Source organism: Pseudomonas sp. Irchel s3h9 (genome assembly GCF_900187475.1).
In the GTDB taxonomy this organism is placed as follows: Bacteria; Pseudomonadota; Gammaproteobacteria; order Pseudomonadales; family Pseudomonadaceae; genus Aquipseudomonas; species Aquipseudomonas neuropathica.
Genome location: NZ_FYDH01000018.1, coordinates 97,092 through 117,322 on the forward strand (window position 1 = coordinate 97,092; position 20,231 = coordinate 117,322).

General features: G+C 58.9%; 21 protein-coding genes and 1 other RNA gene. 17 read left to right on the plus strand and 5 right to left on the minus strand.

Annotated features, from left to right (window positions below):
- Positions 1-20: 20 nt before the first annotated feature.
- A complete protein-coding gene (locus CKW26_RS25685) occupies positions 21-1,157 on the plus strand; it encodes an acyl-CoA dehydrogenase family protein (protein WP_095050645.1) in 1,137 nt (378 codons plus the stop codon).
- A gap of 156 nt (positions 1,158-1,313) precedes the next feature.
- Here CKW26_RS25685 and CKW26_RS25690 read toward each other — a convergent pair whose 3' ends face one another.
- On the minus strand, positions 1,314-2,354 hold the full coding sequence (locus CKW26_RS25690; RefSeq protein WP_007917033.1) for an NADP(H)-dependent aldo-keto reductase: 1,041 nt from the start codon (positions 2,352-2,354) through the stop codon (positions 1,314-1,316).
- A 245-nt stretch (positions 2,355-2,599) separates the two neighbouring features.
- Here CKW26_RS25690 and rplM point away from each other — a divergent pair, with 245 nt between their 5' ends.
- The 7 genes from rplM to CKW26_RS25725 all read left to right on the plus strand — a co-directional run bounded on the left by rplM (position 2,600) and on the right by CKW26_RS25725 (position 7,485).
- A complete protein-coding gene (gene rplM, locus CKW26_RS25695) occupies positions 2,600-3,028 on the plus strand; it encodes a 50S ribosomal protein L13 (RefSeq protein ID WP_007917032.1) in 429 nt (142 codons plus the stop codon).
- 14 nt (positions 3,029-3,042) lie between these two features.
- Positions 3,043-3,435 (plus strand): 30S ribosomal protein S9, encoded by a 393-nt coding sequence (gene rpsI / locus CKW26_RS25700; protein ID WP_008080273.1) that lies wholly within the window; start codon positions 3,043-3,045, stop codon positions 3,433-3,435.
- 269 nt (positions 3,436-3,704) lie between these two features.
- Positions 3,705-4,298: a ubiquinol-cytochrome c reductase iron-sulfur subunit gene (gene petA, locus CKW26_RS25705; RefSeq protein WP_003228055.1), complete on the plus strand. Its 594-nt coding sequence runs from the start codon at positions 3,705-3,707 to the stop codon at positions 4,296-4,298.
- On the plus strand, positions 4,298-5,509 hold the full coding sequence (locus CKW26_RS25710) for a cytochrome bc complex cytochrome b subunit (protein ID WP_093430693.1): 1,212 nt from the start codon (positions 4,298-4,300) through the stop codon (positions 5,507-5,509). Before petA ends, CKW26_RS25710 begins: the two co-directional genes overlap by 1 nt.
- On the plus strand, positions 5,509-6,291 hold the full coding sequence (locus tag CKW26_RS25715; RefSeq protein WP_095050646.1) for a cytochrome c1: 783 nt from the start codon (positions 5,509-5,511) through the stop codon (positions 6,289-6,291). Before CKW26_RS25710 ends, CKW26_RS25715 begins: the two co-directional genes overlap by 1 nt.
- Before the next feature lie 146 nt (positions 6,292-6,437).
- On the plus strand, positions 6,438-7,055 hold the full coding sequence (locus tag CKW26_RS25720; protein WP_007917025.1) for a glutathione S-transferase N-terminal domain-containing protein: 618 nt from the start codon (positions 6,438-6,440) through the stop codon (positions 7,053-7,055).
- Positions 7,056-7,071: 16 nt separating this feature from the next.
- Entirely contained in the window at positions 7,072-7,485 is a 414-nt protein-coding gene (locus CKW26_RS25725) for a ClpXP protease specificity-enhancing factor (RefSeq protein WP_007917024.1), read from the plus strand.
- Between the two features lie 51 nt (positions 7,486-7,536).
- Here CKW26_RS25725 and CKW26_RS25730 read toward each other — a convergent pair whose 3' ends face one another.
- The 4 genes from CKW26_RS25730 to CKW26_RS25745 form a co-directional block, all read right to left on the minus strand.
- Complete coding sequence (locus CKW26_RS25730) at positions 7,537-8,115, minus strand: BON domain-containing protein (protein WP_007917023.1); 579 nt, start codon at positions 8,113-8,115, stop codon at positions 7,537-7,539.
- A complete protein-coding gene (locus tag CKW26_RS25735; RefSeq protein ID WP_007917022.1) occupies positions 8,112-8,705 on the minus strand; it encodes a phosphoheptose isomerase in 594 nt (197 codons plus the stop codon). The genes CKW26_RS25730 and CKW26_RS25735 overlap by 4 nt, the downstream gene beginning before the upstream one ends.
- Before the next feature lie 104 nt (positions 8,706-8,809).
- Positions 8,810-9,172 (minus strand): YraN family protein, encoded by a 363-nt coding sequence (locus CKW26_RS25740; RefSeq protein WP_095050647.1) that lies wholly within the window; start codon positions 9,170-9,172, stop codon positions 8,810-8,812.
- Complete coding sequence (locus tag CKW26_RS25745; RefSeq protein ID WP_095050648.1) at positions 9,172-10,983, minus strand: penicillin-binding protein activator; 1,812 nt, start codon at positions 10,981-10,983, stop codon at positions 9,172-9,174. The genes CKW26_RS25740 and CKW26_RS25745 overlap by 1 nt, the downstream gene beginning before the upstream one ends.
- 177 nt (positions 10,984-11,160) lie before the next feature.
- Here CKW26_RS25745 and rsmI point away from each other — a divergent pair, with 177 nt between their 5' ends.
- The 9 genes from rsmI (at position 11,161) to mraY (ending at position 20,229) form a co-directional block, all read left to right on the plus strand.
- Entirely contained in the window at positions 11,161-12,066 is a 906-nt protein-coding gene (rsmI, locus tag CKW26_RS25750) for a 16S rRNA (cytidine(1402)-2'-O)-methyltransferase (protein WP_093430688.1), read from the plus strand.
- Positions 12,067-12,139: 73 nt separating this feature from the next.
- An RNA gene (gene rnpB, locus CKW26_RS25755) (RNase P RNA component class A) lies at positions 12,140-12,493 on the plus strand.
- A 402-nt stretch (positions 12,494-12,895) separates the two neighbouring features.
- Positions 12,896-13,351 (plus strand): division/cell wall cluster transcriptional repressor MraZ, encoded by a 456-nt coding sequence (mraZ, locus tag CKW26_RS25760; protein ID WP_007917012.1) that lies wholly within the window; start codon positions 12,896-12,898, stop codon positions 13,349-13,351.
- Positions 13,348-14,295 carry a 16S rRNA (cytosine(1402)-N(4))-methyltransferase RsmH gene (rsmH, locus tag CKW26_RS25765; RefSeq protein ID WP_371748248.1) on the plus strand — a complete coding sequence of 316 codons (948 nt, stop codon included), beginning with the start codon at positions 13,348-13,350 and terminating at the stop codon, positions 14,293-14,295. Before mraZ ends, rsmH begins: the two co-directional genes overlap by 4 nt.
- Positions 14,292-14,585: a cell division protein FtsL gene (ftsL, locus tag CKW26_RS25770; protein ID WP_007917008.1), complete on the plus strand. Its 294-nt coding sequence runs from the start codon at positions 14,292-14,294 to the stop codon at positions 14,583-14,585. The genes rsmH and ftsL overlap by 4 nt, the downstream gene beginning before the upstream one ends.
- The gene (locus CKW26_RS25775; protein WP_176471303.1) at positions 14,585-16,324 is read left to right on the plus strand and encodes a penicillin-binding protein 2; all 1,740 of its coding nucleotides are present in this window, start codon (positions 14,585-14,587) and stop codon (positions 16,322-16,324) included. The genes ftsL and CKW26_RS25775 overlap by 1 nt, the downstream gene beginning before the upstream one ends.
- Positions 16,324-17,787: a UDP-N-acetylmuramoyl-L-alanyl-D-glutamate--2,6-diaminopimelate ligase gene (locus CKW26_RS25780; protein ID WP_095050650.1), complete on the plus strand. Its 1,464-nt coding sequence runs from the start codon at positions 16,324-16,326 to the stop codon at positions 17,785-17,787. Before CKW26_RS25775 ends, CKW26_RS25780 begins: the two co-directional genes overlap by 1 nt.
- On the plus strand, positions 17,780-19,147 hold the full coding sequence (murF, locus tag CKW26_RS25785) for a UDP-N-acetylmuramoyl-tripeptide--D-alanyl-D-alanine ligase (RefSeq protein ID WP_095050651.1): 1,368 nt from the start codon (positions 17,780-17,782) through the stop codon (positions 19,145-19,147). The genes CKW26_RS25780 and murF overlap by 8 nt, the downstream gene beginning before the upstream one ends.
- Positions 19,147-20,229 (plus strand): phospho-N-acetylmuramoyl-pentapeptide-transferase, encoded by a 1,083-nt coding sequence (gene mraY / locus CKW26_RS25790; RefSeq protein WP_007917000.1) that lies wholly within the window; start codon positions 19,147-19,149, stop codon positions 20,227-20,229. The genes murF and mraY overlap by 1 nt, the downstream gene beginning before the upstream one ends.
- The last annotated feature ends 2 nt before the right edge of the window (positions 20,230-20,231 follow it).

Here is a 20,231-nt window from a genome sequence, read left to right on the forward strand (position 1 = left end):
ACAACAAAGAAAGGTGCCGCATGATCCCCAGAACCTTGTTCAGCTCCGAGCACGAATTGTTTCGCGACAGCGTCCGCACCTTCCTCGAAAAAGAGGCGGTGCCGTTCCATGCGCAATGGGAGAAACAAGGCCATATCGACCGCAAACTCTGGAACAAGGCCGGGGAGGCGGGGATGCTCTGCTCGCACCTGCCGGAAGAATACGGCGGCCTGGGGGCGGACTTTCTCTACAGTGCGGTGGTGATCGAGGAGGTCGGGCGACTGGGCCTGACCGGCATCGGCTTCTCGCTGCATTCGGACATTGTCGCGCCGTACATCCTGCATTACGGCAGCGAGGCGCTGAAGCACAAATACCTGCCGAAACTGGTTTCGGGCGAGATGGTCACGGCCATCGCCATGACCGAGCCGGGGGCGGGTTCCGATCTGCAAGGTGTGAAGACCACCGCTGTGCTGGACGGTGACGAATATGTGATCAACGGTTCGAAAACCTTCATTACCAACGGCTTTCTCGCGGATCTGGTGATCGTGGTGGCCAAGACCGATCCAAAGGCCGGCGCCAAGGGCACCAGCCTGTTTCTGGTGGAAGCGGGTACGCCGGGTTTCGATAAGGGCAAGCGCCTCGAGAAGGTTGGTATGAAGGCGCAGGACACGTCGGAATTGTTTTTCCAGGACGTGCGCGTGCCGAAAGAAAACCTGCTGGGGCAGGCCGGGGCCGGGTTCGCTTATCTGATGCAGGAGTTGCCGCAAGAACGTCTGACGGTGGCGATCGGTGGCCTGGCTTCAGCTGAAGCGGCGTTGCAATGGACGCTTGATTACACCCGCGATCGCAAGGCGTTCGGCAAAGCCATTGCCGACTTCCAGAACACTCGCTTCAAGCTGGCCGAGATGGCAACTGAAATTCAGATCGGCCGAGTGTTCGTCGATAAATGTCTGGAGCTGCACCTGCAAGGCAAGCTCGACGTGCCGACGGCGGCGATGGCGAAATACTGGGGCACCGATCTGCAATGCAAGGTGCTCGACGAGTGCGTGCAGTTGCATGGCGGTTACGGCTTCATGTGGGAGTACCCGGTGGCCCGGGCGTGGGCGGATGCGCGGGTGCAGCGGATCTATGCCGGCACCAATGAAATCATGAAGGAGATCATTGCGCGGTCGCTTTGATGATCGTTCCCACGCTCTGCGTGGGAATGCCGCCGGGGACGCTCCGCGTTCCGCTTTGGTGGTGATCTGATCGGCCTCTTCGCGAGCAGGCTCGCTCCCACAGGGGATCACCGTACCTGTGGGAGCGAGCCTGCTCGCGAAGCTTTTAGCGGTAAATCAAGGCGCTGGGTTCGGGTGATCCTTGTGAATCGCCTCGATCCCTGCCAGCACTTCATCGGAAAGCTTCAGATCAAAACTGGCAATGTTGCTGTCCAGTTGCTCAAGCGTCGTCGCGCCAATGATGTTACTCGTGACGAATGGTTGCTGAGTGACGAACGCCAATGCCATCTGCGCCGGGTCCAGACCGTGCTCCCGGGCCAGCGCGACATAACGGCTGCACGCTGCTTCCGACTGCGCATTGAAATAGCGGCTGAAGCGACTGTAGAGGCTCAGGCGACCTTTCGGCGGACGAGCGCCACCTTCGTACTTACCTGACAGGAAACCAAACGCCAGCGGCGAATAGGCGAGCAGGCCGCACTGTTCGCGTATGGCGATTTCCGCCAGGCCCACTTCAAAACTGCGGTTGAGCAGGTTGTAGGGGTTCTGGATCGACACCGCGCGCGGCCAGCCACGCGCTTCGGCCAAGGCCAGAAAACGCATGGTGCCCCACGGGGTTTCGTTGGACAGGCCGATGTGGCGGATCTTGCCGGCCTTCACTTGCTCGTCGAGTGCTTCGAGAGTGTCTTCGAGCGGGGTCAGGTTGGCTTCGATCTTGTGCTTGTAACCCAGTTGTCCGAAAAAGTTGGTGCTGCGTTCCGGCCAGTGCAATTGATACAGGTCGATGTAATCGGTCTGCAGGCGCTCGAGGCTGGCGTCCACCGCTGCGGTGATGTGCTGGCGGTTATGGCGCAGGTTTTTGTCGCGGATGTAGTCGATGGTGTTGCCGGGGCCGGCGATCTTGCTGGCGAGGATCCAGTCGGCGCGGTCGCCGCGACTTTTGAAGTAATTGCCGATATAGCGCTCGGTGGTGGCGTAGGTTTCGGCTTTCGGCGGCACCGGGTACATCTCGGCGGTGTCGATGAAATTGATCCCGGCTTCTTTGGCCCGTTCAATCTGCGCGAAGGCTTCAGCTTCAGTGTTTTGCTCGCCCCAGGTCATGGTGCCGAGGCAGATTGCACTCACGTTCAGGTCGGTACGGCCTAGCTGGCGATAGTCCATCGGGTGCTCCTTGGGCAAAACAATCATAAAAGCAGGTTGAAATATTTTTCGCAATCTGCATAATTGCCGACCTCTTTCTGCAGTGGAAGTGATGCGCCGCCGCCGAAGAATCTTGCCGTTGAACGGACGCGCCGACCCGAGCCCCCGAAAGCGTCTGTATCCGGCTGCCTTTGACTTGTCAAAGTACGCACTATTCAGTAAGATCCGCCGTCTAATTTACAGGGCGGCCCCTGAGGCTATAAAGAATGAAAACTTTTACTGCTAAACCGGAAACAGTAAAGCGCGACTGGTTTGTCGTCGACGCTGCTGGTCAGACCCTGGGTCGTCTGGCCACCGAAATCGCGAGCCGTCTGCGTGGCAAGCACAAGCCTGAGTACACTCCTCACGTTGACACCGGCGACTACATCGTCGTCATCAACGCCGAGCAGATTCGTGTTACCGGCGCTAAAACCACTGACAAAATGTACTACTCCCACTCCGGTTTCCCGGGCGGCATCAAGTCGATCAACTTTGAAAAGCTGATCGCTAAAGCCCCTGAGCGCGTGATCGAGACCGCGGTTAAAGGCATGCTGCCTAAAAACCCACTGGGTCGCGACATGTACCGTAAGCTGAAAGTCTATGCGGGCGCTGCACACCCACATACTGCTCAGCAGCCCCAAGAACTGAAGTTTTAACGGAATAGTACATTATGTCGGCGACTCAAAATTACGGCACTGGCCGTCGCAAGACCGCAACCGCACGCGTTTTCCTGCGTCCGGGTACTGGTAACATCTCCATCAACAACCGTTCGCTGGAAAACTTCTTCGGCCGTGAAACTGCCCGCATGGTAGTTCGCCAGCCGCTGGAGCTGACTGAGACTGTCGAGAAGTTCGACATCTACGTCACCGTGATCGGTGGTGGTGTAAGTGGTCAAGCTGGCGCAATCCGCCACGGCATCACTCGCGCTCTGATGGACTACGACGAAACCCTGCGTGGCGCTCTGCGCAAAGCTGGCTTCGTTACTCGCGACGCCCGTGAAGTTGAACGTAAGAAAGTTGGTCTGCGTAAAGCGCGTAAGCGTCCGCAGTACTCGAAGCGTTAATTCCGCTTCCGCGTTCAAAAAGAACGCCCGCCTCCTCACGGAAGCGGGCGTTTTTTTATGCCTGTGATTTATCAAAGAATTGCGCTGCGACAACTTGCCACTTCCGTAGACCCCCTATACTGCAAGGCTTGAGGGTAAGAGCTCCGGGTAATTCCCTTGTCAGAATTGGGGCTTTTCATTACCATTCGGCAAAATTTTTATAAGTAACATTGATTTATTTAGTAGATGCCTGATTTAACAGGCCACAAAAGCTGATGGGAGAGGACTGAATGAGCAATGACGGCGTGAATGCAGGCCGGCGTCGCTTCTTGGTAGCAGCCACATCCGTGGTGGGTGCTGCAGGAGCGGTGGGGGCTGCGGTCCCGTTCGTGGGGTCATGGTTTCCCAGTGCCAAGGCGAAAGCCGCCGGTGCACCGGTGAAAGTGAATGTCAGCAAAATCGAGCCAGGACAGCAGATGATTGCTGAATGGCGCGGCCAGCCGGTGTTTATTGTCCGCCGTACTGCGGAAATCCTGGGGAATCTCAAGAAGATCGAGGGCCAGCTCTCCGATCCAACCTCCAAAAACTCCACGCAACCCACCTATGTCGACCCTGAAGTGCGTTCGATCAAGCCGGAAATTCTGCTGCTGATCGGGATCTGCACGCACCTGGGTTGCTCACCAACTTTCCGTCCCGAAGTGGCACCTGCGGATCTCGGCAAAGACTGGGTCGGTGGCTATTTCTGCCCTTGCCACGGCTCCCACTACGATCTGGCTGGCCGCGTCTACAAGTCGCAACCTGCGCCTTTGAACCTGCCAGTTCCCCCGCATTCCTATGAGACCGATGACCTGATTGTCATCGGCGTCGATACGGAGAAAGCGTGATGAGCAAGTTCATGGATTGGGTTGATGCGCGCTTTCCTGCGACCAAAATGTGGGAAGACCATCTCAGCAAGTATTACGCTCCAAAAAACTTCAACTTCTTCTATTTCTTCGGCTCTCTGGCGCTGTTGGTGCTGGTCAACCAGCTCGTCACCGGCGTCTGGCTGACGATGAGCTACACGCCATCGGCAGAAGAGGCTTTTGCGTCTGTCGAAGGCATCATGCGTGACGTCAATCACGGCTCGATTTTGCGTCTGCTGCACGCTGTCGGCGCTTCGATGTTCTTCATCGTGGTGTATCTGCACATGTTCCGCGGCCTGCTTTACGGCTCGTACCAGAAACCGCGCGAGCTGGTCTGGGTCTTCGGCATGCTGATTTATCTGGCGCTGATGGCTGAAGCGTTCATGGGTTACCTGCTGCCATGGGGTCAGATGTCCTACTGGGGTGCCCAGGTGATCATCTCGCTGTTCGGTGCGATTCCGGTGATCGGCAACGACCTGACGCAGTGGATTCGTGGTGACTATCTGATCTCCGGAATCACCCTGAACCGCTTCTTCGCCTTGCATGTCGTGGCTCTGCCGATCGTGATTCTCGGTCTGGTGGTGCTGCACATTCTGGCGTTGCACGAAGTCGGTTCGAACAACCCTGACGGCGTCGACATCAAGAAGCACAAAGATGAAAACGGCATCCCGCTGGACGGCATTGCTTTCCACCCGTACTACACCGTGAAAGACATTGTCGGTGTCGTTGTGTTCCTGTTTATCTTCTGCTTTATTGTGTTCTTCTTCCCGGAAATGGGTGGCTATTTCCTCGAAAAACCAAACTTCGAGCCGGCCAACCCGTTCAAGACGCCGGAGCATATCGCGCCGGTCTGGTACTTCACGCCGTTCTACGCGATCCTGCGAGCAATCCCTGACAAACTCATGGGCGTCATCGCCATGGGCGCTTCAATTGCTTTCCTGTTTGTCCTGCCGTGGCTCGATCGCAGTCCGGTCAAATCCATGCGCTATAAAGGCTGGATGAGCAAAGTCTGGCTCGTCATATTCTGCGTTTGCTTTGTGCTGCTTGGCTGGACTGGCGTGAAAGCTCCGACGCCGTCTCTGACGTTGCTGTCGCAGGTCTGCACCTTCCTGTACTTCGCGTACTTCATCCTGATGCCGTTCTACACCAGGCTCGAGAAGACCAAACCGGTTCCGGAAAGGGTGACTGGCTGATGAAAAAGTTATTTTTTGCTCTGATTTTTGCTGCTCTGCCTGTTCTGTCCTTCGCCGCTGAACACGGTGGTCCGGAGCTGGAAAAGGTCGACATCGACGTTTCCGACAACGCTGCGCTGCAGGATGGCGCACGTACCTTTGCCAACTATTGCATGGGTTGCCACAGTGCCAAGTTCCAGCGTTACGAGCGGGTGGCCGATGATTTGGGCATTCCTCACGAAATGATGCTGGAGAAACTGGTGTTCACTGGCGCCAAGATTGGCGATCACATGAACATCGGCATGCAGCCGGCAGACGCCAAGACCTGGTTTGGTGCCGCACCACCGGATCTGACCCTGGTCGCTCGCGTACGCGGCACCGACTGGCTCTACGGTTACCTGAAGTCGTTCTACGAAGATCCTGCACGTCCATGGGGCGTGAACAACAAGGTTTTCCCGAACGTCGGCATGCCTAACGTGCTGGTCGGCCTGCAAGGTCGTCAGGTCGTGGGTTGCAAACAGGTGCAGATCGTCGAAGACGGCAAGAAGCAATATGATCCGCTGACCGGTACGCCTCTGACTCATGAAGCGTGCGATCAACTGACCATCGTGCCGAAATCCGGTGCTCTGAACGAAGAGCAGTTCGATGAGAAGGTCAAGAATCTGGTAACCTTCCTGGCTTACTCGGCTAACCCGGTTAAGCTGCAACATCAGCGCATCGGTACTTATGTCTTGCTGTACCTGGCGTTCTTCTTTGTGTTCGCCTACCTGCTCAAGCGTGAATACTGGAAAGACGTGCACTGATACGCTTCAAGCATTGCTGTTAATCGCGCGCGCCCAAGGGCGCCTCCGATAGCGCAACGTCTGGTTTGCCAGGTGTTGCGGGAGGCGCCCTCTGGGCGCGCGCGTTTTTCCGGTTCCGACAAATTCAACAAGCGAGGAGGATCGCCATGGGCGTGACCAATCGGTTGGCCTGTTACTCCGACCCCGCCGACCACTATTCCCACCGAGTGCGCATTGTGCTTGCAGAGAAGGGTGTCAGCGCCGAGATCATTTATGTGGAAGCTGGTCGCCAGCCGCCTAAACTGATTGAGGTAAACCCTTACGGCAGTCTGCCGACGCTGGTCGATCGTGACCTGGCGTTGTGGGAGTCGACCGTGGTGATGGAATATCTGGATGAGCGTTACCCGCACCCGCCGTTGATGCCGGTTTATCCGGTGGCGCGTGCCAACAGCCGTTTGCTGATTCATCGAATTCAGCGCGACTGGTGTGGTCTGGTGGATCTTATTCTGGATCCTAAGTCCAAGGAGGCTGCGCGTGTCGTGGCGCGCAAGGAATTGCGTGAAAGCCTGACGGGCGTGTCGCCGCTGTTTGCCGACAAGCCGTTTTTCCTCAGTGAGGAACAAAGTCTGGTGGATTGCTGCCTATTGCCAATACTCTGGCGTTTGCCGATTCTGGGTATTGAACTGCCGCGGCCAGCCAAGCCGCTGCTTGATTATATGGAGCGCTCGTTTGCGCGTGAGGCATTCCAGGCGAGTCTGTCTGGTGTCGAACGCGATATGCGCTAAGGCTTAAGGAGCCGCTATGAACTCCAGTCGACCTTATCTGGTCCGCGCGCTCTACGAGTGGATTGTTGATAACGATTGCACCCCGCACATGCTGGTCAATTCCGAGTACCCGGCAGTGCAGGTGCCGCAGGGTTTCGCCAGCGACGGGCAGATTGTCCTGAACATCTCGCCGAGTGCTGTGCGTCATCTGCACATGGACAACGACGTGGTGACCTTCGAAGGTCGCTTCGGTGGCGTCCCGCACAGTCTGTACGTGCCGATCAGCGCGATCCTGGGGATCTACGCCCGGGAGAATGGTCAGGGCATGGTGTTCGATCTCGAGTCGCCAATGGATGACGAAGAAGAGATCGAGTCGGATGACGACTTGCCGCCACCGGACAGTGAACCGCCGCGCCCTAGCGGCCGGCCAAGCCTGAAAGTGGTGAAGTAATAAAAAAGGCGATCCAGATGGATCGCCTTTTTTATTACATGGGGTTGTGCGTCAGTCGATGTATTCGAACAGCTTGACGATCTTCTGCACGCCGGAAACGCCCTGAACCAGATTAGTTGCCTGAGTGGCTTCCTGTTTGGTCAGCAGGCCCAGCAGATAGACGATGCCGTTTTCGGTCACGACCTTGATGCGTGAGCCAGGAATGCTGGCGTCGGTAAGCATCTGCGTCTTGATCTTGGAGGTCAGCCAGGTGTCATTCTGGCGAGCCAGGAAGCCGGACGGCGGTATGACCTGCAGTTCGTTATGAACAGTTTTTACCCGTTGCACGGCGGCTGCCGCTTGCTCGGCTTTGGCTTTCAAATCTGCGCGAGGCGTTTGACCGGCCAGCAAGACAACACCGTTGAAACTGGTGACGACGATATGCGAGTCGTTGTCCAGTGCCGGGTCGGCCTTGGCCACATTCACACCGACTTTGGTTTCGATCAACGAGTCATCGATCTTGCTACCGAAGGTGCGCGTGCCACGGTCGTCGTCGATCGGTGCTTCACGGCTGGCGTTCACCACTGAGGTGCAGCCACTGATGCCGAGGCACAGGGTCAAGGCCAGAAGGCCAAGGCGATTAGGGGTCATTCTTCACTCCCGAACAGTTGGCTGTCGATCAGATCGCAGAGGCAATGGATCGCCAGCAAGTGGACTTCTTGAATACGTGCAGTGACATTGGCCGGTACGCGAATCTCGACGTCCTCGGGCAGCAGCAGTGACGCCATGCCGCCACCATCGCGTCCGGTCATAGCTACGACAATCATTTCGCGATCATGTGCGGCCTGGATCGCTTGAATAATGTTCGCCGAGTTGCCGCTGGTCGAAATCGCCAGCAGGACATCGCCTGGCTGACCGAGCGCGCGGATCTGTTTGGAGAACACTTCGTTGTAGCTGTAGTCGTTGGCGATCGAGGTGATCGTCGAGGTGTCGGTGGTCAGGGCGATGGCCGGCAGGCTCGGGCGCTCGCGTTCAAAGCGGTTGAGCAGCTCGGAAGAGAAATGCTGGGCATCGCCGGCCGAGCCGCCATTGCCGCAAGAAAGCATTTTGCCTTCGTTGAGCAGGGCATTGACCATGATCTGGCTGGCTTGCTCGATGTGCGGTGCAAGTACGTCCATCGCCTGTTGCTTGGTGTCGATACTGGCCTGGAAAAGCTGGCGAATTCGGGATTGCATGTCCATCTGTGTGACCTTAAGTAGCGCGGCTGTCCGGCACATGAATGTGCAGCCCGCAAAGCAAAGAGCAAAATTTGTCGGTGGGATTGTCCGGGTCGCAACGCCGGCGATCAACTGTCGAAAGCATTCTGCAACCAGTTCAGCTGACTCGGATGGCTGTCGATGGCCACCACGTCGAAGCGGCAAGGGGAATTGGCCCAGCGCGATTCGCGCTGAAGAAAATACTGTGCAGCGAAAATCAGTTTCTGCTGCTTGCGCTCATCGATGCTAGCGAGCGCGCCACCCCATTGAGTGTTTTTTCTGTAGCGAACTTCAACGAATACTACTGTATCGCCATCAAGCATGACCAGATCAAGCTCGCCGCGTTTGCATAACCAGTTCTGCGCCAGCAGGCGCAGACCTTGTTGTTGCAGATGCTCGAGCGCCTGGCGCTCGGCATCCTTGCCGCTTTGCGAGCGTGACCTGTCAGGCATCAGCGCGGGGTGTCCGGCAGGCGCTGCACCTGGCCGCTGACGAACTGTGCCCAGGGCAACTGGCGCACAACGCGTTGGGTCTGGGTCATGCCGAGGCTGCCCGACTCACCGTCGATGCGGCTGTCTGGCAGGGCCTTGAGTTGACCCAGGCGCGGAGCCAGGCGATAGGCATCCACACCCATCGCGTACAGGCGACCGAGGCTGCCGGCGGCTTGCGGCCACTGCGCAACCACTTGCTGACGCAGTGGGTCGCTGGTGTCCAACAGCCATGGGGTTTCGCAGAAGCGAATGCCGTTCATGTCGTTGTACTGGTTGACGTCGCCACTGGCGCTGTAAACGTGCGACGTCGCGTACACCGGAACGTCACCAGCGTACTGGAAGTTCAGGGTTGGCTTGATCTGCTGCGCCTGTTGCGGGGTCGCGGCGAGGAAGATGAATTCGATGTCCTGACGACGCGAAGGCTGCGCGGCTACGTTGGTGCCGGCGGCATTTTGCAGGCTCTTGGCGCGGGCTTCGCTTTGACGCAGTTGGAACATGTCGGCGATCTGCTGGGCCAGTTGCACCGGCTGATCAACCCGTTCAGTGGCGACGATGCTGCCACCGTTGGCCTGCCAGTCCTGGCTGAAAGCACGCAGTACACGGTCGCCCCATTCGCCTTTCGGCACCATGATCGCGGCGCGGTGCAGGCCATCGGCACGGGCGCGGCGCGATACTTCGCGGGCTTCGTCTTCAGCCGCCAGGCCAAACTGGAACAATTGCGCCGGGCCTTGATCACCTTCGCTGTAGTTCAGCGCGAGGGTGGTGATCGGCAGTTGCGGGCGAGTGCTCAACTGTTTGACCAGTGGTTTTTCCAGCGGGCCAACGACCAGTTGCACGCCGTCAGCCTGAGCCTTGCGGTAGAACTCGTCCATCGAAGTCAGCTTGGAACTGTCGTAGAACTCGATCGCTGGCGGCTTTTGCCCGGCCTGTTGAGCCTGGTAGTGCGCAGCCATGAAACCTTCACGCAGTGCCTTGCCGACAGCGGCCAACTGGCCGTCCTGTGGCAGCAGCAGGGCGATCTTGCTCAGGGGCTGGCTGGCCAGTTCCTTGAGTTTGGTCAGTGGCAACGGCAGGTTGATGGCGGCCGGATGCTTTGGATTTTGCGCGCGCCAGGTGTCGATCGCCGCTTGCTGCTGTTCCAGGGTGCCAGCGGATTTCACTGCCATGGCCAGCCCCATCCAGCCGCCGAGGTCGTCGGTGCTGTTCGGTTGCAGTTGATCAGTTGGCAGCGAGCCGATCAGGGTCCAGATCGCTTCGTGGTTCTTGCTCGCGGCGTCGCCTTGCAGCATCGGCGCGATGAACACGCGCTCGCGGGCAGCGGCCAGGGTCTGGCCATCGGCCTCAAGGGCGCGGGCATGTACGGTGCCGGTGCGCACTTGCTGCTCTTCAGGCATCTCGCCCAAGTGCTGCAGGCTTGGATGGCTCAGGGCAGTCAGCGCGGCTTTCGGCTGATTGCGGGTCATGGCCAGTTCAGCATTCAGCGTGCTGGCGAAAATCTGCTGGCCTGGCTTCAGTTGCTCCATTGGCACTTGTTGAAGGATCTGCGCGGACTGTCCGGCGTTACCCTGACGGTAAGCCAGATCCGCAGCGCTCAGGCGCAGCAGGGCGGCTTTTTCCGGGGTTTTCGCCTGGCTAGCCTGTTCGAGCAGTTGCTCGATGCTGGCATCCGGGGTCCGTGGAAGTTCGCCAAGGCTGGAGGAAGGGGAGCTGGCGCAAGCCGCCAACAAGGCAGCGAGGCAGAGGGCAGTGAACAGCCGCAGGCAAGCGATCATGTAAGTGTTCCTGATACTCGATCAAATTAGCGTCGAATTGTACCCAAGCACTGGCCGGGGCGCGATGTTACTGGCGTGAATCGAACGATTTAGCTGAAGTAAATGTTGCAGTGCTGCATAACCACGGACAAAACCGTGGTGGCTCGAAGCGCGTCGCAAGCCTCGTGTCGCGCTACAATGGCCGCTTTTACCGATCACGAGGTGTGCGCTTTGACTGCTCCAGGTTCCCTGAATTCCGCTGCTGGCTCGCTTTATGTGGTGGCGACGCCCATCGGCAACCTGGACGACATCAGCGCCCGGGCCCTGAAGATCCTCCGCGAAGTGGCCTTGATCGCTGCCGAAGACACTCGTCACTCGGCGCGCCTGATGCAACACTTCGGGATCGGCACGCCGCTGGCCGCGTGTCATGAACACAATGAACGAGATGAAGGTAGCCGCTTTATTACCCGCTTGCTGGCGGGTGATAACGTCGCGTTGATTTCCGATGCGGGAACGCCGCTGATTTCCGATCCGGGGTATCACCTGGTGCGTCAGGCCCGCGCGGCCGGGATCAATGTCGTGCCAGTGCCGGGCGCCTGTGCCCTTATCGCTGCGCTGTCGGCGGCCGGTCTGCCGTCTGACCGTTTCATCTTCGAAGGTTTTCTGCCGGCCAAGTCGGTCGGACGCAAGGCGCGACTGGAAGCGGTTAAAGAAGAGCCGCGTACGTTGATTTTCTACGAGGCCCCGCACCGCATTCTTGAATGTCTGCAGGATATGGAAGCCGTGTTTGGCGGTGAGCGCCAGGCATTGCTCGCCCGCGAGATCACCAAGACCTTCGAAACGCTCAAAGGTCTGCCATTGGCAGAGTTGCGCGCGTTCGTCGAATCCGATAGCAATCAGCAGCGTGGCGAATGCGTAGTGCTGGTGGCGGGCTGGACGGCACCGGAGTCCGAGGATGCCGTCAGCAGCGAGGCGATGCGTATTCTTGATCTGTTGCTCGAAGAGATGCCGCTCAAGCGTGCCGCCGCGTTGGCAGCACAAATCACTGGCGAGCGCAAAAACGTGCTGTATCAGGTCGCGCTGGAGAAACAGAAAGGCGTGTAGGCCGTCACCCATAGCGGTCTTGAGGCTTTTAGCGCTTGTTCTTCGGGCGCTCTGCCGTTAACCTTCGCGGCGGAGAGTCGATCGGACAGTCGCTGCCCTCTATGAAAATTAGGGGGGGGAGGAAAGTCCGGGCTCCATAGGGCGAAGTGCCAGGTAATGCCTGGGAGGCGTGAGCCTACGGAAAGTGCCACAGAAAATAACCGCCTAAGCGCTTCGGCGCCGGTAAGGGTGAAAAGGTGCGGTAAGAGCGCACCGCACGTCTGGCAACAGTTCGTGGCTAGGTAAACCCCACTTGGAGCAAGACCAAATAGGGTCTCAAGGCGTGGCCCGCGCTGGGACCGGGTAGGTTGCTAAAGATGTCCAGTGATGGCCATCGTAGACGAATGACTGTTCAAGACAGAACCCGGCTTACAGATCGACTCTCCACCTTTTTCTTTCCCTGCTTGAATCATTGGCAACAGGGCTGTGTAATATCAGCAGGCCTGCTCTGAAAGTCCGGCAGCGGCAAACGCAGTAATAGCCATTTCCCACCTTGCTTCAATCAACAGCAGAAGCGCTTTTGTAATACCGAAAAAATCTTACTCTTAACAAATTACTTTAACTTTCGAGCGCAGCTTTCAGTGCTGCATCAAGTTATTGGTCAAAAGTATCCGTCAGATTCTCGTTGCACCTCCTTTTATGCTCCTAAATCTCCGTTCTGTAAGGGTTTTCCTTTAATCCGCGCCTTGACGGTGTGGTGGGCGCATTCCTATAGTGTGCGCAAGTGGCGGAAAGTGGCATGAAGTGGGTTTTTTGAGCTCAAAACGATAAAAATTGGAGAAACGCAGACGTGTTTCGCGGAGCTAACGCTATCAGTCTCGATGCAAAGGGCCGTCTCGCCATGCCGAGCCGGTACCGTGACGAGCTCGATTCGCGTAGTTCTGGCCAATTGATCGTGACCATTGATGCCGTTGATCCGTGTTTGTGTGTCTATCCGCTCGACGAGTGGGAAATTATTGAAACCAAGTTGCGCGCGCTTCCTTCGCTTCGCGAAGAAAACCGTCGCCTGCAACGTTTGCTGATTGGTAATGCCGTCGACCTCGAACTCGATGGCAGCGGTCGTTTTCTGGTTCCACCGCGTCTGCGCGAATACGCCAAGCTCGATAAGCGCGCGATGCTGGTAGGCCAACTGAACAAGTTCCAATTGTGGGACGAGGATGCATGGAACGCGGTATCTGCCGCTGACCTTGCTGCTATTCAACAACCGGGCGCGATGCCTGATGAACTGCGTGATTTGATCCTGTGACTATTGATAGCGGCTTTAACCACATCACCGTACTGCTTGACGAAGCCGTCGAGGCTCTCGCCGTACGTCCTGATGGCTGCTATCTGGACGGCACGTTCGGGCGCGGCGGACACAGCCGGCTGATCCTCAGCCAGCTCGGCACGGACGGTCGGCTCATCGGGTTCGACAAAGATCCACAAGCGATTGCCACCGGGCAAACGCTAGCGGCCGAAGACGGCCGCTTTGTCGTTGTGCAGCGCAGCTTTGCCGAACTGGGTTCGGTGGTTGCCGAGCAAGGTCTGGCCGGCAAGGTCAGCGGCATTCTGCTCGACCTCGGCGTGTCTTCGCCGCAGCTCGACGACGCTGAGCGCGGCTTCAGTTTCCTCAACGACGGCCCGCTGGACATGCGCATGGATCCGTCCCGCGGCATCAGCGCTGCCGAATTCGTCAACACCGCGCCGGCTGAGGAAATCGCCCGGGTGTTCAAGGAATACGGCGAAGAACGTTTCTCCGGTCGCATGGCCCGCGCGGTCGCCGAGCGTCGCGATATCAAACCGTTCGAGCGCACTGCCGATCTGGCCGAAGTATTGAAAGTCGCCAACCCGGCATGGGAAAAGGGCAAGAACCCGGCCACCCGTGCATTCCAGGGTTTGCGCATTCACGTCAACAACGAACTGGGTGATCTGGAAGCCGGCCTCGAAGCCGCACTGGATGCTCTGGAAATTGGCGGCCGTCTGGTGGTGATCAGCTTCCACTCGCTGGAAGACCGCATCGTCAAATTGTTCATGCGCAAGCTGGTGAAAGGCGAAGCCGACAACCTGCCGCGCAACCTGCCGGTTCGCCATGTCGCGTTCGAACCGAAAATCAAAGTCCATGGCAAAGCGCAGACGGCCTCCGACGCCGAACTCAAAGCCAACCCACGTTCCCGTAGCGCCGTCATGCGCGTCGCGGAGAAGCTGCGGTGAGCAAGCTTTTCGCCAAGCCACTGCCCGGCGGCAGCTTTCTGATGCTGCTGCTGTTTATCGGCGTGCTCGTCTCGGCCATCGCCGTGTCGTACAGCGCGCACTGGAACCGGCAGTTGCTCAACACCCTTTATAACGAACTCAGCGTGCGTGATAAGGCGCAGGCCGAGTGGGGGCGTTTGATTCTTGAGCAAAGCACCTGGACCGCGCACAGCCGGATCGAAGTGCTGGCTACCGAGCAACTGAAAATGCACATTCCTGGCGCGGCTGACGTGAAGATGGTGGCGCCATGATGAAACTCGAAGGCGCACTGTTCCCATGGCGCTTCCGCCTGATGGTGGCGCTGCTCGGCATCATGGTCGCGGCGATCTGCTGGCGCATCATCGACCTGCAAGTGGTTGACCGTGACTTCCTCAAAGGTCAGGGCGACGCGCGCAGTCTGCGTCACATTCCGATTCCGGCTCACCGTGGTCTGATCACCGACCGTAACGGCGAGCCTTTGGCTGTAAGTACCCCCGTGACCACGCTGTGGGCCAACGCCAAGGAAATGCAAACCGCTAAAGAGAAGTGGCCGGCACTTGCCGCCGCGCTGGGTCAGGATCCCAAAGCCCTGACCGAGCGCCTTGAAGCCCAGGCCAACAAAGAATTCATTTATCTGGTGCGCGGGCTGACCCCCGAGCAAGGCCAGGCTGTGCTCGATCTGAAAGTCCCAGGCGTCTACGGCATCGAAGAATTCCGCCGGTTCTACCCGGCCGGTGAAGTCACCGCGCACATGGTCGGTTTTACCGACATCGATGACCACGGTCGTGAAGGTGTCGAGTTGGCTTATGACGAATGGCTCGCCGGGGTGCCGGGCAAACGACAAGTCATCAAGGATCGGCGCGGTCGGCTGATCAAGGATGTTCAGGTCACCAAAAACGCCAAGGCCGGCAAGCCCTTGGCGTTGTCCATTGACCTGCGTCTGCAATATCTGGCCAACCGCGAACTGCGCAACGCGATCATCGAGAACGGCGCCAAGGCCGGCAGCCTGGTGATCATGGACGTCAAGACCGGCGAGATTCTCGCCATGGTCAACCAGCCGACCTACAACCCGAACAACCGCCGCAATCTGCAACCGGCCATGATGCGTAACCGCGCGATGATCGACGTGTTCGAACCGGGTTCGACCATGAAAGCCATCTCGATGGCCGCTGCAATCGAAACCGGGCGCTGGAAACCGAGCGACACCGTCGAGGTGTATCCGGGCTCCCTGCAGATCGGCAAATACACGATCAAGGACGTTTCCAAGAGCGAAGGTCCGGTGCTCGACTTGACCGGCATCCTGATCAATTCCAGTAACGTCGGCATGAGTAAGGTCGCGTTCGATATCGGCGGTGAAACGATTTTCCGCCTCGCGCAGAAAGTCGGTCTCGGCCAGGACACCGGCCTCGGCTTCCCGGGCGAACGTGTCGGTAATCTGCCGAACTACCGCGATTGGCGCAAGGCTGAAACTGCGACCCTGTCCTACGGCTACGGTATTTCCGTGACCGCGATTCAGTTGGTGCACGCGTTCTCGGCGCTGGCCAACAACGGTCGTCTCGCGCCGTTGACCCTGATCAAAACCGACAAGCCGCCGCAGACCACGCAAGTGCTGCCGGAAGCCGTGGCGAAAACCTTGCAAGGCATGCTCACCCAGGTGATCGAAGCGCCGCGCGGCGTGTTCCGTGCGCAGGTGCCGGCGTATCACGTAGCGGGCAAGTCGGGTACCGCGCGCAAGACCTCGGTGGGCACCAAAGGCTACGCGGAAAACTCTTACCGCTCGCTGTTCGCCGGTTTCGGCCCGATGAGCGATCCGCGTTACGCCATCGTTGTCGTGATCGATGAGCCAAGCAAGGCCGGTTACTTCGGTGGTCTGGTTTCCGCGCCGGTGTTCAGCCGTGTGATGTCCGGCACCCTGCGCCTGATGAACGTAACGCCGGACAACTTGCCGACGACACAGCAGGCCAACGCCACCCCGGTCATACCGCTGAAAGCCAATGGAGGGCGCGGCTGATGTCATTAAGTCTGAACAAGATATTCCCCCACGCCGGCCACGATCTGTTGATCCGTGAACTGGCGCTGGACAGCCGCAACGTGCGCGCGGGCGATTTGTTCCTCGCCGTGCCGGGCGGCAAATTCGATGGCCGTGCGCACATCGCCGATGCCTTGCAGCGTGGCGCTGCGGCTGTAGCCTATGAAGTGGAAGGCGCCACCGTTCTGCCGATCACTGACGTGCCGCTGATTCCGGTCAAAGGCCTGGCAGCGCAGCTGTCGGACATCGCCGGGCGTTTTTACGGTGAGCCAAGTCATCACCTGAACCTGATTGGCGTGACCGGCACCAATGGTAAAACCAGCGTGACCCAATTGGTCGCGCAGGCGCTGGATTTGCTCGGCCAGCATTGCGGCATCGTCGGGACCTTGGGTTCCGGCTTCTATGGCGCACTGCAAAGCGGTCTGCACACCACGCCGAATCCGATCGCGGTGCAAGCGACCTTGGGCGACCTGAAAAAGGCCGGCGCCAAAGCCGTGGCCATGGAAGTGTCGTCCCACGGTCTGGATCAGGGCCGCGTGACGGCGCTGGCGTTCGACGTCGCGGTGATGACCAACCTGTCCCGCGATCATCTGGATTATCACGGCACTATGGAGGCGTACGCCGAGGCCAAGGCCAAGCTGTTCGCCTGGAATGATCTGAAGTGCCGCGTGGTCAACCTCGACGACGATTTCGGCCGGCAACTGGCCGCGGAAAAACGTGAATCGCGCTTGATCACCTACAGCCTGCTCGACAGCAGCGCTTACCTGTTCTGCCGCGAAGCGCAGTTCGACGATCACGGCGTGCGCGCCACACTGGTCACGCCGCAGGGTGAACATCATCTGCGTAGCACCCTGCTCGGTCGTTTCAATCTGAGCAACGTACTGGCAGCGGTCGGTGCCTTGCTCGGTCTGGATTACGCGCTCGACGAAATTCTCAAAGTACTGCCGAAACTCGAGGGCCCGGCCGGTCGCATGCAGCGCCTGGGTGGCGGCACGCAGCCGTTGGTGGTGGTCGATTACGCCCACACCCCGGATGCACTGGAGAAAGTACTGACCGCGCTGCGCCCGCACGTCAAAGGTCAACTGCTGTGCCTGTTCGGCTGCGGCGGTGACCGTGATCGCGGCAAGCGTCCGTTGATGGCCGAAGTGGTCGAGCGTCTGGCCGATCAGGTGCTGGTCACCGACGACAACCCGCGCACTGAAGATCCGGCAGTGATTTTCGATGACATCCGCGCCGGTTTCACGGCTGTGGATAAAGTCACTTTCGTTGCCGGCCGTGGTCAGGCGATTGCACAACTGATTGCCGGCGCCTCGGCCGATGACGTGATTGTTCTGGCCGGTAAAGGTCACGAGGACTATCAGGAAATCAACGGCGAGCGCCATGCCTTCTCTGATCTGGTCGAGGCTGATCACGCCCTGACCGCGTGGGAGGTGGCCCATGCTTAAGGCCCTCAAACTCAGCGAACTGACCAACGCGCTCGACGCACGTTTGATCGCCGCCGATGCCAGTTTCGACGGCGTCAGCATCGACAGCCGTGCGATCCAGCCGGGTCAACTGTTTATTGCGTTGACCGGCCCGCGTTTCGACGGTCATGACTACTTGAACGATGTCGCCGCCAAAGGCGCCGTCGCTGCACTGGTCGAACGTGAAGTTGCCGACAGCACGCTGCCGCAACTGCTGGTCAAAGACACCCGTCAGGCCCTCGGCCAATTGGGTGCGCTGAACCGTGCTGCATTCACCCAGCCAGTCGCTGCCATCACTGGCTCCAGCGGCAAGACCACGGTCAAGGAAATGCTCGCGAGCATCCTGCGCACGCGCGGTCCGGTATTGGCGACCCGTGGCAATCTGAACAACGACCTCGGCGCGCCGCTGACCCTGCTCGAATTGGCCCCGGAACACACTTCGGCGGTGATCGAACTGGGCGCCTCGCGTCTCGGCGAAATCGCTTACACCGTTGGCTTGACCAAGCCTCACGTGGCGATCCTCAACAATGCCGGCACCGCGCACGTTGGTGAGTTTGGCGGCCCGGAAAAAATCGTCGAAGCCAAAGGCGAAATCATCGACGGGCTGGCGGCCGACGGCGTCGCCGTGCTCAACCTCGATGACAAAGCCTTCGGCATCTGGAAGACCCGTGCGGGCGTGCGCAAAGTGCTGACCTTCGCCCTGAGCAACACTCAGGCTGACTTCTACGCCAGCGACCTGACCACTGATGCCCGTGGTTGCCCGGCCTTCAATCTGCACACACCTGAAGGTGTCGAGCACGTTCAACTGAACCTGCTCGGCACCCATAACGTCGCCAATTCCATGGCTGCCGCCGCTGCCGCTCACGCCTTGGGCGTGTCGCTGTTCGGCATCGCCACCGGGCTTGGCGCCGTGCAACCGGTCAAGGGTCGCACCGTCGCGCAACTGGCGAAAAACGGTATGCGCGTGATCGATGACACTTACAACGCAAACCCCACCTCGATGTGCGCGGCCGTTGATATACTCGCCGGCTTTTCCGGCCGCACCGTCCTGGTGCTCGGAGATATCGGCGAGTTGGGCGATTGGGCGGAGCAGGGGCACCGCGACGTGGGCGAGTACGCCCGGGGCAAGGTTTCCGCGCTTTATGCCGTTGGGCCAAACATGGTTCACGCCGTAAACGCTTTCGGTGAACAGGCCTATCACTTCGGCAGCCAAGCCGAACTGATTCAGGCCCTCGACGCCGAGCAGGACACAAACACCACCATTTTGATCAAGGGTTCGCGCAGTGCAGCGATGGAAAACATCGTTGCGGCTCTGTGCGGGCCCAGTCTGGAGAAACATTAATGCTGCTGCTGCTAGCGGAGTATCTGCAACAGTTCTACAAAGGCTTCGCGGTCTTTCAGTACCTGACCCTGCGCGGGATCCTCGGTGTGCTGACCGCGCTGGTTTTGTCGCTGTGCTATGGCCCGTGGATGATCCGCACCCTGCAGAACCGTCAGATCGGTCAATCCGTGCGTAACGACGGTCCGCAATCGCACCTGTCCAAGTCGGGCACCCCGACCATGGGCGGCGCGCTGATTCTGTCTTCGATCGGCGTCAGCACCCTGCTTTGGGCTGACCTGAGCAACCGCTACGTCTGGACTGTTTTGCTGGTGACTCTGCTGTTCGGCGCCATCGGTTGGGTCGACGATTACCGCAAGGTCATCGAGAAGAACTCCCGTGGCTTGCCGAGCCGCTGGAAGTATTTCTGGCAGTCGGTGTTCGGCCTCGGCGCGGCGATCTTCCTTTATATGACCGCCTCCACCCCGGTGGAAACCACGCTGATCCTGCCGATGCTCAAGGACTACAGCATTCCGCTGGGCCTCGGTTTCATCGTGCTGACTTACTTCGTGATCGTCGGTTCGAGCAACGCAGTCAACCTGACTGACGGCCTCGACGGTCTGGCGATCATGCCAACCGTGATGGTCGGCGGTGGCCTCGGCATCTTCTGCTACCTGTCGGGTAACGTGAAATTCGCTGAGTACCTGCTGATCCCTTACGTGCCGGGCGCGGGTGAACTGATCGTGTTCTGCGGTGCGCTGATCGGTGCCGGCCTCGGCTTTCTCTGGTTTAACACCTATCCGGCGCAAGTGTTCATGGGCGACGTCGGTGCACTGGCACTCGGCGCGGCACTGGGCACCATCGCGGTGATCGTCCGTCAGGAAATCGTCCTGTTCATCATGGGCGGTGTGTTCGTGATGGAAACCCTGTCAGTCGTCATTCAGGTTGCGTCCTTTAAGCTGACCGGTCGCCGTGTGTTCCGCATGGCACCGATTCACCACCATTTTGAACTCAAGGGCTGGCCCGAGCCGCGCGTGATCGTCCGTTTCTGGATCATCACCGTGATTCTCGTGCTGATCGGCCTTGCCACCCTGAAGCTGAGGTAGAA

What these genes read in the sequence shown, in the direction of transcription:
- CKW26_RS25685 (WP_095050645.1), top strand. Translation starts at nt 21, where the DNA reads ATGATCCCCAGAACCTTGTTCAGCTCCGAGCACGAATTGTTTCGCGAC.
- CKW26_RS25690 (WP_007917033.1), bottom strand. Translation starts at nt 2,354, where the DNA reads ATGGACTATCGCCAGCTAGGCCGTACCGACCTGAACGTGAGTGCAATC.
- rplM (WP_007917032.1), top strand. Translation starts at nt 2,600, where the DNA reads ATGAAAACTTTTACTGCTAAACCGGAAACAGTAAAGCGCGACTGGTTT.
- rpsI (WP_008080273.1), top strand. Translation starts at nt 3,043, where the DNA reads ATGTCGGCGACTCAAAATTACGGCACTGGCCGTCGCAAGACCGCAACC.
- petA (WP_003228055.1), top strand. Translation starts at nt 3,705, where the DNA reads ATGAGCAATGACGGCGTGAATGCAGGCCGGCGTCGCTTCTTGGTAGCA.
- CKW26_RS25710 (WP_093430693.1), top strand. Translation starts at nt 4,298, where the DNA reads ATGAGCAAGTTCATGGATTGGGTTGATGCGCGCTTTCCTGCGACCAAA.
- CKW26_RS25715 (WP_095050646.1), top strand. Translation starts at nt 5,509, where the DNA reads ATGAAAAAGTTATTTTTTGCTCTGATTTTTGCTGCTCTGCCTGTTCTG.
- CKW26_RS25720 (WP_007917025.1), top strand. Translation starts at nt 6,438, where the DNA reads ATGGGCGTGACCAATCGGTTGGCCTGTTACTCCGACCCCGCCGACCAC.
- CKW26_RS25725 (WP_007917024.1), top strand. Translation starts at nt 7,072, where the DNA reads ATGAACTCCAGTCGACCTTATCTGGTCCGCGCGCTCTACGAGTGGATT.
- CKW26_RS25730 (WP_007917023.1), bottom strand. Translation starts at nt 8,115, where the DNA reads ATGACCCCTAATCGCCTTGGCCTTCTGGCCTTGACCCTGTGCCTCGGC.
- CKW26_RS25735 (WP_007917022.1), bottom strand. Translation starts at nt 8,705, where the DNA reads ATGGACATGCAATCCCGAATTCGCCAGCTTTTCCAGGCCAGTATCGAC.
- CKW26_RS25740 (WP_095050647.1), bottom strand. Translation starts at nt 9,172, where the DNA reads ATGCCTGACAGGTCACGCTCGCAAAGCGGCAAGGATGCCGAGCGCCAG.
- CKW26_RS25745 (WP_095050648.1), bottom strand. Translation starts at nt 10,983, where the DNA reads ATGATCGCTTGCCTGCGGCTGTTCACTGCCCTCTGCCTCGCTGCCTTG.
- rsmI (WP_093430688.1), top strand. Translation starts at nt 11,161, where the DNA reads ATGGCCGCTTTTACCGATCACGAGGTGTGCGCTTTGACTGCTCCAGGT.
- CKW26_RS25775 (WP_176471303.1), top strand. Translation starts at nt 14,585, where the DNA reads ATGAAACTCGAAGGCGCACTGTTCCCATGGCGCTTCCGCCTGATGGTG.
- CKW26_RS25780 (WP_095050650.1), top strand. Translation starts at nt 16,324, where the DNA reads ATGTCATTAAGTCTGAACAAGATATTCCCCCACGCCGGCCACGATCTG.
- murF (WP_095050651.1), top strand. Translation starts at nt 17,780, where the DNA reads ATGCTTAAGGCCCTCAAACTCAGCGAACTGACCAACGCGCTCGACGCA.
- mraY (WP_007917000.1), top strand. Translation starts at nt 19,147, where the DNA reads ATGCTGCTGCTGCTAGCGGAGTATCTGCAACAGTTCTACAAAGGCTTC.